General features: G+C 45.8%; 10 protein-coding genes and 1 pseudogene. 6 read left to right on the top strand and 5 right to left on the bottom strand.

What is annotated here, in order from left to right:
* The 4 genes and pseudogenes from LC574_RS04060 to hisD form a co-directional block, all read right to left on the bottom strand.
* Positions 1 to 548: pseudogene (locus tag LC574_RS04060) on the bottom strand (transposase family protein); the annotation flags it as partial.
* Between the two features lie 202 nt (positions 549 to 750).
* Positions 751 to 1,338 carry a Uma2 family endonuclease gene (locus LC574_RS04065; protein WP_229451609.1) on the bottom strand — a complete coding sequence of 196 codons (588 nt, stop codon included), beginning with the start codon at positions 1,336 to 1,338 and terminating at the stop codon, positions 751 to 753.
* A gap of 19 nt (positions 1,339 to 1,357) precedes the next feature.
* A complete protein-coding gene (locus LC574_RS04070) occupies positions 1,358 to 1,783 on the bottom strand; it encodes a universal stress protein (protein ID WP_229451610.1) in 426 nt (141 codons plus the stop codon).
* Between the two features lie 222 nt (positions 1,784 to 2,005).
* Entirely contained in the window at positions 2,006 to 3,307 is a 1,302-nt protein-coding gene (gene hisD, locus LC574_RS04075) for a histidinol dehydrogenase (RefSeq protein WP_229451611.1), read from the bottom strand.
* Positions 3,308 to 4,043: 736 nt separating this feature from the next.
* Between hisD and rpsT the strand changes: the two genes are divergently transcribed.
* Positions 4,044 to 4,343 (top strand): 30S ribosomal protein S20, encoded by a 300-nt coding sequence (gene rpsT / locus LC574_RS04080; protein ID WP_229451612.1) that lies wholly within the window; start codon positions 4,044 to 4,046, stop codon positions 4,341 to 4,343.
* A gap of 331 nt (positions 4,344 to 4,674) precedes the next feature.
* Complete coding sequence (locus tag LC574_RS04085) at positions 4,675 to 5,460, top strand: TatD family hydrolase (RefSeq protein WP_229451616.1); 786 nt, start codon at positions 4,675 to 4,677, stop codon at positions 5,458 to 5,460.
* A gap of 502 nt (positions 5,461 to 5,962) precedes the next feature.
* Here LC574_RS04085 and LC574_RS04090 read toward each other — a convergent pair.
* Positions 5,963 to 6,130 carry a hypothetical protein gene (locus LC574_RS04090; protein ID WP_229451613.1) on the bottom strand — a complete coding sequence of 56 codons (168 nt, stop codon included), beginning with the start codon at positions 6,128 to 6,130 and terminating at the stop codon, positions 5,963 to 5,965.
* A 150-nt stretch (positions 6,131 to 6,280) separates the two neighbouring features.
* Here LC574_RS04090 and rpoB point away from each other — a divergent pair, with 150 nt between their 5' ends.
* The 4 genes from rpoB to LC574_RS37760 all read left to right on the top strand — a co-directional run.
* Positions 6,281 to 9,580, top strand: a complete 3,300-nt coding sequence (gene rpoB, locus LC574_RS04095; RefSeq protein WP_229451614.1) for a DNA-directed RNA polymerase subunit beta — start codon at positions 6,281 to 6,283, stop codon at positions 9,578 to 9,580.
* A gap of 42 nt (positions 9,581 to 9,622) precedes the next feature.
* A complete protein-coding gene (locus tag LC574_RS04100) occupies positions 9,623 to 9,760 on the top strand; it encodes a hypothetical protein (RefSeq protein ID WP_229451615.1) in 138 nt (45 codons plus the stop codon).
* A complete protein-coding gene (locus tag LC574_RS37755) occupies positions 9,741 to 11,618 on the top strand; it encodes a DNA-directed RNA polymerase subunit gamma (protein ID WP_267871400.1) in 1,878 nt (625 codons plus the stop codon). Before LC574_RS04100 ends, LC574_RS37755 begins: the two co-directional genes overlap by 20 nt.
* 88 nt (positions 11,619 to 11,706) lie before the next feature.
* On the top strand, positions 11,707 to 14,994 hold a 3,288-nt coding region (locus LC574_RS37760), incomplete at its 3' end, for a DNA-directed RNA polymerase subunit beta'' (RefSeq protein WP_267871401.1).

Here is a 14,994-nt window from a genome sequence, read left to right on the forward strand (position 1 = left end):
TTGCTTTTCATTGAGAGAATCTTCATTTTTAATTAAGCTATATTTGCTTTTGTTTAATGCCTCTAATATTCCCTCTTTTTCTGATTTGTTATCTAGCGACATGGCTTCTCTCTTTTCAGTTTTACGCTTTGCGACACTTGCCCTTTTAGCATTGATTCTACTTCTTCATCACTTAAGCCATTTCTCTCGGCGACACTATGGATGTTACTATTTAATACTTGTTGCACTATGTCCGTCGCTAATCTTTTAGTATATCCTTTACTTTTATCTACAAAATCTAGTTTTTCACTAAAAACTTTTTGACAGTTATGACATTTGAATTGGCGACGATTTATTTTTAATATAACTGGTTTTTTACTCCAAGGTAAATCATGAATCATCCGCCAGTGATTTTGATGTATACTATGAGTATTTCGTTCACAGGAGGGACAAGTCGAATAATTCACACCTTTTTCTATTGTTATAATTATTTCTTCCCCTTCAATTTCTTGAAAATCTAATACTTTCATATCGGGAAGATTCAGGATTTGCTCTACAGGAAACTTCATAGCGATCGCCTAAAACTTTACGATGTTATAATATAGATTATAACTCTGGCTTTATTTAAGTATGCTTAATATTTCTTAAATGCTTATAAAATCTATATTGTAGGCATTGATATCACTAAATCATAGTTATTAAAATCTGGTGAATTCTAATAAACACCATAAAACTACCGGAAGAACCAATTTTTTAAATTCTTAATTACTTTTAATCTTCAGCGGTTAACACTTGTTCAGCTGTTAATTCTAACTCTGGAAAAATTTGAGATTGAATGCATTGAGTACCAACAAACTCTACTGGTTCGTATAATTCTTCAATCAATGTGAAAACAGTCACTTTGCTGGTTAACGGATCGACAATCCAATACTCTGGAATATTTAAAACGTTATACTCAACTCGCTTGGCTCGATAATCTACAATCTTTGTTGACTCACTGACGACTTTCACCACCAACAAAGGGTATGCTTCGTTGAGTTCAATAAGTGCCTCTCGGTTTCTCAACTCTCGCCACTGAGGCAACGGAATCACAACTACATCTGGAATCCTTGATGTATCCCATCTCCCAGCATGGGGGGAACGAACACCGATAACCATTTGTTTAGAAGTCCAATCCAACTTTAGCCGGAGAATTTCTGCTCGGAAAGAAACATTGAGAAATTCTGTTACCGCCCCATGTTGTCCACTTCCCAGACTCATGGGAATTAATTCTCCATTGACCAATTCGTAGCGGGTATCAGTGCCATCATCATATTTAAGGTATTCCTCAAAAGTTAGCTTTGGGGTGGTTATAGTCATTGCTTCCCCTTACAAATTTTTACCTTGGTTTGACAACTAACACCGAACAATTAGCCTCTTCCACAACTTGACTGCTAACAGAACCCTGGACAATTCGCTTCATCCCAATCAACCCCCGGCTGCCAATTATAATCAAGTCAGTTTTGTAAATATTGGCAAGGCGAATAATCTCTTCGGCAGGATCACCAGTTACCAGTTCTAACTCACTTGGGACTGATAACTTTTCCTGATAGTATTGCAGCTGTTTTTCAATCTGAAAATAAGAAAATGTTGGCGACTCTGGCTGAGGACGGTCGGCGGGTAGTTCCATTTCTGACTCTGGCGTAAGAAATACATGACAGAGAATAACCTTGACATCTTTTGACAACGCCAAATTATCCAAAGTCTGAATTACTCGTTCTGAAATTTCCGAACCGTCCAGAGCTACCAAAACACTATTTAGCACCGCTCTCGCCTCCTAAAGAGTAGACCCCTTACATAAGTATCTAGCAAAATTCGTCAGCAACGACACTAAACTAATTTTTTATTTGCCAATTAGTTTATATATTTGAGGATGACTTTTGCTATTAGCAAGGAACTGAAGTTCCTTGCTGGGGAACATGACTTTTAGGTTAAGTTGACACGTATGACAAGAAGTCCCTTATAAGAAAAAATTAACCATTCCAAATCACTCTTCTTGCTGTATTCGGCGTCGGACTGAATCAGCATGAGAAGGTAAACCTTCTGCTGTTGCTAGCACATCAATGGCACTAGCGACATTTTGCAGCGCAGTTTGGGAGTATTGAATAATACTAGAGTGTTTGAGGAAAGTTTCCACCCCTAATGCCGAAGCATAACGGGCAGCACCAGAAGTTGGCAGGGTATGGTTAGGGCCTGCCAAATAGTCTCCTACAGCTTCTGGTGTCGAGTAACCTAAAAAGATTGCCCCAGCGTGGCGGATCTGTGGTAATAATGCCCAAGGGTCTTTGATTTCTAATTCCAGGTGTTCGGGGGCAAATTCATTTGAGAGTTCTGCTGCTGCTTCGAGCGATTCCACAAGGACAATCAAGCCGTAGTGAGCGATCGCTTTTTCTGTGTCTATTCGCCGTGGGTGATCCACTAGCTGTCTTTCCAAGGCTAATTGCACGTTTTTCGCCAAAGCCGCATCTGTCGTCAGCAAAATTGCTGCCGCTATTGGATCGTGTTCGGCTTGGGCTAGCAAGTCAGCAGCTACATGCACCGGATTTGCGGTTTCATCGGCAATCACCAGCACTTCGCTGGGGCCTGCCAAAGAATCAATGCCAACGGTGCCATAGACAAGTTTTTTCGCTAGGGTAACATAAATGTTACCAGGCCCAGTAATCACATTCACTTTCGGAATTGTTTCTGTGCCATAGGCTAAAGCGGCGATCGCTTGTGCGCCCCCAATGCGATAAATTTCTTGCACTCCTGCTTCTTGGGCAGCTACCAAGACTGCTGGGTTAATTGCACCTCCTGGGCCTGGTGGTGTCACCATCACCACGTGAGGTACAGCAGCAACATGAGCCGGAATTGCATTCATGAGCACTGTACTGGGATAGGCGGCACGGCCACCAGGCACATACAACCCCGCTCGATCTACGGGGGTGTAGCGTTTGCCCAGCACTACTTCATCGTCGCCAAAGTGTACCCAGCTTTTTGGGACTCGCTGACGATGAAACGCTTCAATTTGGCGGCAAGCTAGGCGAACTGCGCCCAACAACTCTTTTGACACCTGCTGATAGGCTGCATCTAGTTCCGAGCCTGTGACTCGGAGTTCTTCTGCTTTCAGGGTTTGTTTGTCAAATTCGGCTGTGTAATGCAATACAGCTTTGTCGCCTTGGCGCTTCACTGCTTGCAAAACTTCCCGCACCGTTGCTTCTTTGTGAAGCACCTGTTCGTCATGGGTGCGATCGCAGATCCGTTGTAGTTCTGCTCTGACGTCTGCCTGCTGAGTAATGATTCGCAGCATGGAGTAAGGACAATGCCAAAATTATAATATTCACATCTGAGATTTAGTATTGCTCTTGACCCACTGGGGTGTGCAAGCTGACTCTAATTCTCTTCTCTAGCTTAACCTGGATTTTTTTGATACTCTCAAGTCCGCCAGCATCTAGTTTGCTTGAGAAGGCCACTTTATTGCTCAGTCCAACCAGCCTTGGCAGGCTAGCGGCAGGAAGCAGGTGTGCCATATCCCGCTACTCTTACGCCCTTACCCTCACTCCTTGCGGGGTGCTGGTGGTGTATTTACACATCCAATCCCCCAAATTTACAGGGGGTAGGGTCTGAGTAGAATTTTTATTTTCCTAACTTGTAGTAGTTAACATCTGTACAGAGACGATAATATAGTATCGATTCTATACTTTGAAACCCCTGAAATTTAGCTCTTTACAGTTCCTTGCCTTTGACAATACACCCGTTTTCGGGACAGATTGATTATATTGGCAATCACATTGCTTAATCAGGTGATCAGTTAGGGTAACTATTTTATTTCACGTACTTTATTTTAACGCATTTCCTAAATTGACGACACACCAAATTAAGGACTGGGGATTAGGGAGCGGGGACTAAGGACTATCTTCCCAATCTCCAGTACCAAATTTCCAATGATAGATTTTTTTTAGGAAATTATAACACTGGCAATTTGGATGCTATATTAGTAAGTCTAGTAGTGTGTGTACATATTAATAGTATTTTTGGAATTGACTGTGGCGAATACAAAGTCTGCTCTCAAGCGTGCCCAAATCGCAGAACGTAACCGACTGCGTAACAAAGCTTATAAATCAGCAGTCAAGACGCTGATGAAGAAATACATTAATGCTGTAGCTGTCTATACGGCTAATCCTACCCCAGAATTGAAACAAGAAGCACAGATTCGCTTATCCGAGGCTTACGCCAAAATCGATAAAGCGATTAAACGGGGTGTCCTTCACCCCAACAATGGGGCAAGGAAAAAGTCGAGATTAGCTCATAAACTAAAACCCCTAACTCAAGCAGTTGCTCAATAGTCATTGATGAGTCAGTGTCCTATTCTGACTCAGAGAGCCACAATGTGACAAAGGTTACTAAAATTTTGTAAGTAGTGTGAAACGCGAAGGGTAATGGCAAGCCAGTGCAGTCTTGAGGGTTTCCACACCACTTACTCTATGCCTCCCAACCCGTCCACCACCGCAGGGCTGTTCTATGAGGGAATTAAAATGAGTAGCAGGCGTGGTTTCCCTGTTGAGCAGTTTAGCGATCGCCGCTTTGCGATTGCAAAAGAAAGATTCACCCCGAGGGTCATTTGTGCTTAGTCGCAATCGGGGCTAATAATTTATGACCAATGACAAAGGGCAAAGAATGCAACTGATAGACACGCACGTTCATCTCAACTTTGATAGTTTCCAGCCGGATTTAGCAACAGTGCGATCGCGGTGGCAAGAAGCAGGAGTAGTACGTTTAGTACATTCTTGTGTTCACCCAGAGGAGTTTTCCAGAATTCAATCCATAGCGCACGAGTTTCCCGAAATCAGCTTTGCCGTAGGATTACATCCTTTAGATGCTGATAAATGGAATCACAAGACAGCCGAGAAAATCAAAACTTTAGCGAGTTCTGACTCTCATGTGGTAGCAATTGGAGAAATGGGGCTAGATTTTTACAAAGCTGATAACTATGAGCATCAGCTGATGGTGTTTGAGTCGCAGCTAGCGATCGCATCTGAACTAAACTTACCAGTGATTATCCACTGCCGCGATGCTGCTGTGGCAACTAGAGAAGTGTTGCAAAAATGGCACTCACTTAAAGGAGAAAGAGTGCGGGGCGTCATGCATTGCTGGGGAGGAACGCCAGAAGAAACTCAATGGTTTCTCGATTTAGGCTTCTACATCAGCTTTAGCGGGACGGTAACGTTCAAAAACGCCAAAGCGATCCAATCCTCGGCGGCGATGGTGAATAGCGATCGCCTACTGATTGAAACAGACTGCCCATTTCTCGCCCCAGTTCCGAAACGAGGCGAGAGGCGCAACGAGCCTGCCTACGTGCAATATGTAGCCGAACAAGTAGCTAAACTGCGTCAGGAAACGGTAGAAGCGATCGCCCATCAAACCACCCAGAATGCCTGTGAATTATTTGGTCTGTCAATATAAAGTGTGCTTTAATCTCTTTAGATTCCGTTGTGCTAAAAAAAATAAAACTCTAGGGAGGGAAAATATGCTAATATTATTCCCTCAAAAACATTTTGCTTGCGCCATAATGATAAAGGAAGGAACCTAAAATTTCTGAGCCTAATTTTCCGTGCTGTTATCGGCTTGGCCATCCTCCAAATCTCTACAAGCGGATGCTCTCCACACATGACTAACTGTAGCCAACCCAAGTTGAGCTAGATTGCACAACATCGGTTTGGCGTGTATCGAACCTATTCAAAATCGTTAAACAAAATTGCCTTGTGATTACAATCCAGCAAAATGAAGTGATTCTGATTCAAAACCGACAAGGTGCGGATCATTCCCTCAGTCTTAGGATATCTAGGATATCACTGAGACTATAAATAGGCGGGTGGATTTAAGACACACCGTCTAGAGCTGCGTCAGCAAATTAACGCGCTTTTTGGAGGGGAAATGAAGAAAGTAGATAAAACTCAGGAATATCTCAACTGTATATTCTTCTTGAAATGGTTATTGGGCATTGAGCATGGAGCATTGGGTATGGGGTCAGAGGGGAAATACTTTCGGCAACTTCTTCCCTGCTCCCATAGTAGCCAGTACCCATTACCCAGTCCTTATTAGAGGCGATTACCCCCTTGTCCAAATTGCTCATTCCAGCTTTAATCGCTGCGTTTGCCCACACCTGCTATTTACAGGTGTGTAAGAAGAAGCTCCCAAACAGCTACGGACACTGGCTAGCAGTGGGAAGCGTTAAATAGCAGTGTCTAAGTAAAAATTTAACCAGGTTGACAAAGGTAGAGGCATGACCAAAGACACATATATGGAACCCGCCTTTCTGTTGCCCGACTTGATTGAAATCCAGCGCTCAAGCTTTCGCTGGTTTTTGGAAGAAGGGCTGATAGAAGAACTTAACTCCTTTAGTCCTATTACAGATTATACGGGCAAACTAGAACTACACTTTTTGGGTCATAACTACAAACTCAAAGAGCCAAAGTACAGCGTCGAAGAAGCCAAAAGGCGGGATAGTACTTATGCTGTCCAAATGTATGTTCCCACACGGTTGATTAATAAGGAAACCGGGGAAATCAAAGAGCAAGAGGTATTCATTGGAGATTTGCCTTTGATGACCGATCGCGGCACGTTTATTATTAACGGGGCCGAGCGGGTAATTGTCAACCAAATAGTGCGATCGCCAGGAGTTTATTACAAATCAGAAATCGACAAAAACGGGCGACGTACTTATTCTGCTAGCTTAATTCCCAACCGGGGAGCATGGCTGAAATTTGAAACAGACCGTAACGATTTGGTGTGGGTACGCATTGATAAAACCCGCAAACTCTCAGCGCAGGTACTCCTAAAAGCTTTAGGGTTATCAGACAACGAAATCTTTGACGCTTTACGCCACCCAGAGTATTTCCAAAAAACCATCGAAAAAGAAGGGCAATTTTCTGAAGAAGAAGCCCTGATGGAGTTATATCGCAAACTCCGTCCTGGTGAACCACCCACAGTCTTAGGTGGACAACAACTCCTAGACTCTCGTTTCTTTGACCCGAAACGTTATGACCTTGGTCGCGTCGGACGGTACAAGCTTAACAAGAAATTGCGCCTTTCTGTCCCAGACACCATGCGTGTGTTGACTGCTGGGGATATCTTGGCAGCCGTAGATTACTTGATCAACCTAGAATATGACATCGGTAATATCGACGACATTGACCATTTAGGCAATCGTCGGGTGAGAAGCGTCGGGGAATTGCTGCAAAACCAAGTGCGGGTAGGCTTAAACCGCTTAGAAAGAATTATTCGGGAACGGATGACCGTATCCGATGCGGAAGTGCTAACCCCCGCTTCCTTGGTGAACCCCAAACCACTGGTAGCAGCAATTAAAGAATTCTTTGGTTCGAGCCAATTAAGTCAGTTCATGGATCAAACCAATCCTCTAGCAGAACTGACTCACAAACGCCGTCTTTCGGCCCTTGGTCCTGGTGGTTTAACCAGAGAACGTGCGGGGTTTGCTGTCCGAGATATTCATCCTTCGCACTACGGTCGGATTTGCCCCATTGAAACACCAGAAGGCCCCAACGCCGGATTGATTGGCTCCTTGGCAACCCATGCGCGGGTAAACCTGTATGGGTTCCTCGAAACACCATTTAGACCTGTAGAAAATGGGCGAGTCAGATTTGACCTGCCTCCAGCCTACATGACAGCCGATGAAGAAGACGACTTGCGGGTTGCTCCGGGAGATATTCCTGTAGATGAAACAGGACACATTATTGGGCCACAAGTGCCAGTCCGCTATCGCCAAGAATTTTCCACCACAACACCAGAACAGGTGGACTACGTAGCAGTGTCTCCCGTACAGATTGTGTCAGTAGCAACCAGCATGATTCCCTTCTTGGAGCATGATGACGCTAACCGAGCGCTGATGGGATCGAACATGCAACGGCAAGCAGTACCCCTGCTCAAGCCAGAACGTCCTCTGGTGGGTACTGGTTTGGAAGCCCAAGGAGCAAGAGACTCCGGGATGGTAATTGTATCGCGTACCGATGGCGATGTCACTTATGTGGATGCAACAGAAATTCGCGTCCGTCCTAAAGCTAATACCCCCGAAATTAAATACACCCTTTCCAAGTACCAACGTTCCAACCAAGACACCTGTTTAAATCAAAAACCTCTCGTCCGCATTGGTGAGCGGGTTGTTGCTGGTCAGGTATTGGCTGATGGTTCCTCCACCGAAGGCGGTGAATTGGCGCTAGGACAAAATATCGTCGTTGCCTATATGCCTTGGGAAGGCTACAACTACGAAGACGCAATTTTAATTTCTGAAAGACTGGTGCAGGATGATGTCTACACCTCAATTCACATTGAAAAATATGAAATTGAAGCCAGACAAACAAAACTGGGGCCAGAAGAAATCACCAGAGAAATTCCCAACGTTGGGGAAGATGCCTTACGTCAGTTGGATGAACAGGGAATCATTCGCATAGGGGCGTGGGTAGAAGCTGGGGATATCTTGGTAGGAAAAGTCACCCCCAAAGGTGAATCTGACCAACCGCCAGAAGAAAAACTGTTGCGGGCGATTTTCGGTGAGAAAGCACGGGATGTGCGGGATAATTCTCTGCGAGTCCCAAATGGTGAAAAAGGTCGCGTAGTTGATGTGCGCTTGTTTACTCGTGAACAAGGCGATGAACTGCCACCAGGAGCGAATATGGTAGTCCGGGTATATGTCGCCCAAAAACGTAAAATCCAAGTTGGTGACAAAATGGCAGGACGCCACGGTAATAAAGGGATTATTTCTCGGATATTACCGGCGGAAGACATGCCTTATTTGCCCGATGGTTCACCAGTGGACATTGTACTTAACCCCTTGGGTGTACCCAGTCGGATGAACGTCGGACAAGTATTTGAGTGCTTATTAGGTTGGGCTGGTCAGACCTTGGGAGTACGATTTAAGATTACTCCCTTTGATGAAATGTACGGTGAAGAGTCATCTCGCCGAATCGTGCATGGCAAATTACAAGAAGCACGAGACGAAACAGGGAAAGACTGGGTATATAACCCAGATAACCCAGGCAAAATCATGGTGTATGACGGTCGTACTGGGGAACCCTTTGACCGAGCAATCACCATCGGTGTGGCTTATATGCTGAAACTGGTGCATTTGGTGGATGATAAGATCCACGCTCGTTCCACAGGCCCATACTCACTCGTGACTCAGCAACCCTTGGGTGGTAAAGCACAACAAGGTGGTCAACGGTTTGGAGAAATGGAAGTGTGGGCATTGGAAGCCTTTGGTGCAGCTTACACCTTACAGGAATTGCTCACAGTTAAATCTGACGATATGCAAGGACGGAATGAAGCGTTAAATGCGATCGTTAAAGGTAAGGCAATTCCTCGACCTGGAACCCCAGAATCCTTTAAGGTGCTAATGCGCGAGTTGCAATCATTAGGGTTAGACATTGCCGTACACAAGGTAGAAACCCAAACAGACGGCAGTTCCCTAGATGTAGAAGTCGATTTGATGGCAGACCAATCAGCCCGTCGCACACCTCCTCGACCAACTTATGAATCTCTTTCCCGCGAATCGCTGGAAGAAGATGAGTAAATAAATGGGGGGTGGGGAATGGGGAGTAGGGAGTAGGGAGAGATGAGGGAGCGAGCAGGGGAAGTAAATTTTTCCTCATCCCCCTCATCCCCCTCATCCCCCTCATCCCCCTCATCCCCCTACTCCCCACTCCCTACTCCCTACTCCCTATTCCCTAATTATGAGACCTGCCCAAACTAATCAGTTTGACTACGTAAAAATCGGCTTGGCTTCCCCGGAACGCATTCGCCAGTGGGGCGAGAGAACATTGCCCAATGGTCAAGTAGTCGGTGAAGTTACCAAGCCAGAAACGATTAATTACCGAACTCTCAAGCCTGAGATGGATGGCTTATTTTGTGAGCGCATTTTTGGTCCAGCGAAAGATTGGGAATGCCATTGTGGTAAGTATAAAAGAGTCCGTCACAGAGGTATTGTCTGTGAGCGCTGTGGGGTAGAAGTCACCGAGTCACGGGTGCGTCGTCACCGCATGGGCTATATTAAACTCGCTGCACCAGTAGCTCACGTCTGGTATCTCAAAGGTATTCCTAGCTATATTTCCATCCTGTTAGATATGCCCTTGCGGGATGTGGAGCAGATTGTCTATTTCAACTCTTATGTTGTCCTCAGTCCTGGTAATGCCGAAACTTTAACTTACAAACAACTACTGAGTGAAGACCAGTGGTTGGAAATAGAAGACCAAATTTATAGCGAAGATTCTGTGCTGCAAGGCGTAGAGGTAGGTATTGGTGCTGAAGCACTGTTGCGCTTGCTTGCCGATATCAATTTGGAACAAGAAGCGGAAAGCCTACGCGAAGAAATTGGCAACGCCAAGGGACAAAAGAGGGCCAAGCTAATTAAGCGACTGCGGGTGATTGACAACTTCATCGCTACTGGTTCCAAACCAGAGTGGATGGTAATGGCAGTTATTCCCGTGATTCCCCCCGACTTGCGCCCAATGGTGCAGCTAGATGGCGGACGGTTTGCCACCAGCGATTTAAATGATTTGTATCGGCGGGTAATTAACCGCAACAATCGTTTGGCACGCTTGCAGGAAATTTTGGCACCAGAGATTATTGTACGGAACGAAAAGCGGATGCTGCAAGAAGCAGTGGATGCTTTGATTGACAATGGTCGGCGGGGACGCACTGTGGTAGGGGCAAATAACCGACCCTTAAAATCTTTGTCCGACATTATTGAGGGTAAGCAAGGACGTTTCCGACAAAACTTGTTAGGTAAACGGGTTGACTACTCTGGACGTTCTGTAATTGTGGTCGGGCCAAAGCTGAAAATTCACCAGTGCGGTTTGCCTAGAGAAATGGCGATTGAGCTATTTCAACCATTTGTGATTAACCGCTTGATTCGTAGCGGCATGGTAAATAATATCAAAGCTGCGAAAAAACTGATATCGCGTAATGATCCCAGTGTTTGGGATGTCTTAGAAGAGGTGATTGAAGGACACCCTGTAATGCTAAATCGGGCACCAACGTTGCACCGTTTGGGTATTCAGTCTTTTGAACCAATTTTGGTAGAAGGTAGAGCGATTCAACTGCATCCTCTGGTGTGTCCAGCGTTTAACGCCGACTTTGACGGCGACCAAATGGCGGTACACGTCCCTTTGTCATTAGAAAGTCAGGCTGAGGCCCGGTTGTTGATGTTGGCTTCTAACAATATTTTGTCACCAGCCACGGGTAAACCCATCATCACGCCCAGCCAAGATATGGTATTGGGAGCCTATTACTTAACAGCAGAAAATCCCGGTGCAACAAAAGGCGCAGGAAAGTACTTTTCTTCGCTAGAGGATGTAATTATGGCTTTTCAGCAAGAGCAAATTGATTTGCACGCCTATATCTATGTGCGGTTTGAGGGTGAAATAGAATCAGACCAACCGGATACAGAACCCCTGGAAGTGACGGAACACGAGGATGGTACGCGCACATTACTCTATAAGTTCCGCCGAGTCAGACAAGACGCTAAGGGTAATGTAATTTCCCAGTATATATACACAACTCCTGGTCGTGTTATTTACAATAATGCCATTCAGGAAGCACTTGCAAGCTAAGGGAGTGGGGAGTGGGGAATGGGGAGTGGTGAATTCCCTACTCCCTACTCCCTACTCCCTACTCCCAATGACTTAGGACTAATGACTAATGACTGAAAAAATGATTTTTCGCAATCGGGTGGTTGATAAGGGTCAACTAAGAAATTTAATTTCTTGGGCCTTTACGCATTATGGTACGGCGCGAACCGCAATGATGGCGGACAAACTGAAAGATTTGGGATTTCGCTACGCTACCAAAGCAGGGGTTTCTATCAGTGTAGATGACTTGATGGTGCCACCAACTAAGCGATTGCTCTTAGAAGCAGCCGAAGAAGAAATTCGCGCCACCGAAACCCGTTACCAACGGGGAGAAATCACTGAAGTAGAACGCTTTCAAAAGGTAATTGATACTTGGAATGGTACTAGTGAAGCTTTGAAAGATGAAGTCGTTGTTCACTTCAAGAAGACTAATCCCCTAAACTCCGTATACATGATGGCATTCTCCGGGGCACGGGGTAACATCTCTCAAGTCCGGCAATTGGTGGGGATGCGGGGACTGATGGCAGATCCTCAAGGGGAAATTATCGATTTGCCCATCAAAACCAATTTCCGTGAAGGACTGACTGTGACGGAATACATTATTTCGTCTTACGGTGCCAGAAAAGGATTGGTGGATACTGCCTTGCGGACGGCTGACTCTGGTTATCTCACCCGCCGTTTGGTGGATGTATCCCAGGATGTAATTATTCGGGAATTTGACTGCGGCACCACCAGAGGAATTCCCATTCGACCAATGACAGAAGGTGCTAAAACCTTGATCCCTTTAGGAACCCGCTTGATGGGACGGGTAATTGCCGAAGATGTGCTGCATCCGGTGACAAAAGAAGTAATTGCACCACGCAATACCCCAGTTTCTGAGGACTTGGCGAAGAAAATCGAAAAATCTGGGGTGGCAGAAGTTGTGCTGCGGAGTCCCCTAACTTGTGAAGCTGCACGTTCTGTCTGTCAACACTGCTACGGCTGGAGTTTAGCCCACGCCAAGATGGTGGACTTGGGCGAAGCTGTGGGGATTATTGCCGCCCAAAGTATTGGCGAACCTGGTACTCAGCTAACCATGCGGACATTCCACACAGGTGGTGTGTTTACCGGGGAAGTGGCGCAACAAGTTCGTTCTAAAATCGATGGGACTGTTAAGCTTCCCCGCAAACTGAAGACCAGAACATATCGTACCCGCCACGGGGAAGATGCACTCTATATTGAGGCTAATGGCGTCATGCTTTTAGAACCAAAAAAAGTAGGTGATGTCACCCCAGAGAACCAGGAGGTTCATCTGACTCAAGGTTCAACACTATATGTATTTGATGGAAATCAGGTAAAACAAGGTCAGTTGTTGGCAGAGGTTGCCCTCGGTGGACGCACAACTCGGACTAATACAGAAAAAGCAGTTAAAGATGTTGCCTCTGACTTGGCAGGGGAAGTACAATTTGCCGAAGTAGTTCCAGAACAAAAAACTGACCGTCAAGGTAATACCACAACCACAGCCGCACGCGGTGGCTTGATTTGGATTTTGTCTGGAGAAGTTTACAACTTGCCGCCTGGTGCAGAATTGGTGGTGAAAAATGGTGATGCGATCGCTTCTAATGGAGTTTTAGCAGAAACCAAGTTAACCAGTTTACACGGCGGTGTGGTGCGCTTGCCAGAAGCTACCCCAGGTAAGAGTACTAGGGAAATTGAAATTATCACTGCTTCTGTGGTACTAGACCAGGCAACGGTGACAGTCCAAAGTTCCCAAGGGCGTAATAATTACTTAGTCTCCACTGGCAACAACCAAGTATTTAACCTCCGGGCTACACCAGGCACAAAAGTGCAAAATGGTCAAGTGGTAGCTGAGTTAATTGATGACCGCTATCGGACAACCACTGGTGGTTTCCTGAAATTCGCGGGTGTAGAAGTCCAGAAAAAAGGCAAAGCCAAGCTGGGTTATGAAGTCGTGCAGGGCGGTACCCTTTTGTGGATTCCCGAAGAAAGCCACGAAGTTAATAAAGATATCTCCTTGCTGTTGGTAGAAGACGGTCAGTTTGTAGAAGCTGGCACCGAGGTAGTAAAAGATATCTTCTGCCAAAACAGTGGTGTGATAGAAGTTACCCAGAAAAACGACATCCTGCGGGAAGTTGTGGTTAAGCCAGGGGAACTGCTGATGGTGGACGATCCAGAATCAGTTATCGGGCGAGATAACACCTTCATCCAACCAGGTGAGGAATTCCAAGGCAACGTCGCCACGGAATTGCGTTATATCCAGTATGTGGAGACACCAGAAGGTCCCGCCCTATTGAGTCGTCCAGTAGTTGAATTTGCAGTACCGGATAATCCAGATGTGCCATCAACTACATCGGTGAGTCAACAAACCGGGCGATCGATTCAGTTGCGGGCTGTGCAGCGACTACCTTACAAAGATTCGGAACGCGTCAAATCTGTTGAAGGTGTGGAACTTCTGCGAACCCAGCTAGTGTTGGAAATTGAGCAAGAAGGGGAACAAGACCATAATGCTTCACCCCTTGCAGCAGATATTGAATTAGTAGAGGATACTGAAGACCCAGAAGTTCAACGTTTGCAACTGGTGATTTTAGAATCCTTGGTAATTCGTCGAGACATTACTGCCGATGCCACCCAAGGTAGCACCCAAACCACACTTGAGGTACAAGATGGACTTACCATCGCCCCTGGATCTGTGGTCGCACGTACCCAAATCTTGTGTAAAGAAGGCGGGGAAGTGCGGGGCGTCCGCAAAGGAACCGAAAACGTGCGTCGCTGTTTGGTGTTGCGCGACGCTGACAGGCTGACCATTAATACTAGTACTGTGCCAAAGGTGAAAGTGGGTGACTTGCTAGTAGAAGGTACAGAAGTTGCTCCTGGAGTTTTTGCGCCAGAATCAGGACAAGTAGTGGACGTTAAAAAGTTAGGAGTAGAGACGCGATTAATCGCGTCTGTGCAGGAGTTAGGAGTTAATTCCGAAACTCCTAATTCCTCACTTCAAACTCAGAACTATGTTGTTACTAGCCGTATCGGTCGCCCTTATCGAGTCAGCCCTGGTGCTGTGTTGCAGATAGAAGACGGCGATTTGGTGCAACGGGGTGATAACTTGGTGTTGTTGGTGTTTGAACGCGCCAAAACCGGAGATATTATTCAAGGTTTGCCCCGGATTGAGGAACTACTTGAAGCTCGTAAACCGAAAGAAGCGTGCATTTTATGTCGCCGGGAGGGTGAAGTTAAGGTAGTTTACGCTGAAAGTGGTGATGAAGCGATCGCTATCAAGGTCGTAGAATCAAATGGCGTGGTAACAGATTATCCTCTAGGCCCAGGACAAAATTTGATTGTGCCAGATGGATCGACTGTGTTA

This window comes from Nostoc sp. CHAB 5715 (assembly GCF_020829685.1).
Classification (GTDB): domain Bacteria; phylum Cyanobacteriota; class Cyanobacteriia; order Cyanobacteriales; family Nostocaceae; genus Nostoc.

Coding starts and splice junctions, on each gene's coding strand:
- LC574_RS04065 (WP_229451609.1), bottom strand. CDS start 1,338: ATGACTATAACCACCCCAAAGCTAACTTTTGAGGAATACCTTAAATAT.
- hisD (WP_229451611.1), bottom strand. CDS start 3,307: ATGCTGCGAATCATTACTCAGCAGGCAGACGTCAGAGCAGAACTACAA.
- LC574_RS04085 (WP_229451616.1), top strand. CDS start 4,675: ATGCAACTGATAGACACGCACGTTCATCTCAACTTTGATAGTTTCCAG.
- LC574_RS04090 (WP_229451613.1), bottom strand. CDS start 6,130: ATGAGCAATTTGGACAAGGGGGTAATCGCCTCTAATAAGGACTGGGTA.
- rpoB (WP_229451614.1), top strand. CDS start 6,281: ATGACCAAAGACACATATATGGAACCCGCCTTTCTGTTGCCCGACTTG.
- LC574_RS04100 (WP_229451615.1), top strand. CDS start 9,623: ATGAGGGAGCGAGCAGGGGAAGTAAATTTTTCCTCATCCCCCTCATCC.
- LC574_RS37755 (WP_267871400.1), top strand. CDS start 9,741: ATGAGACCTGCCCAAACTAATCAGTTTGACTACGTAAAAATCGGCTTG.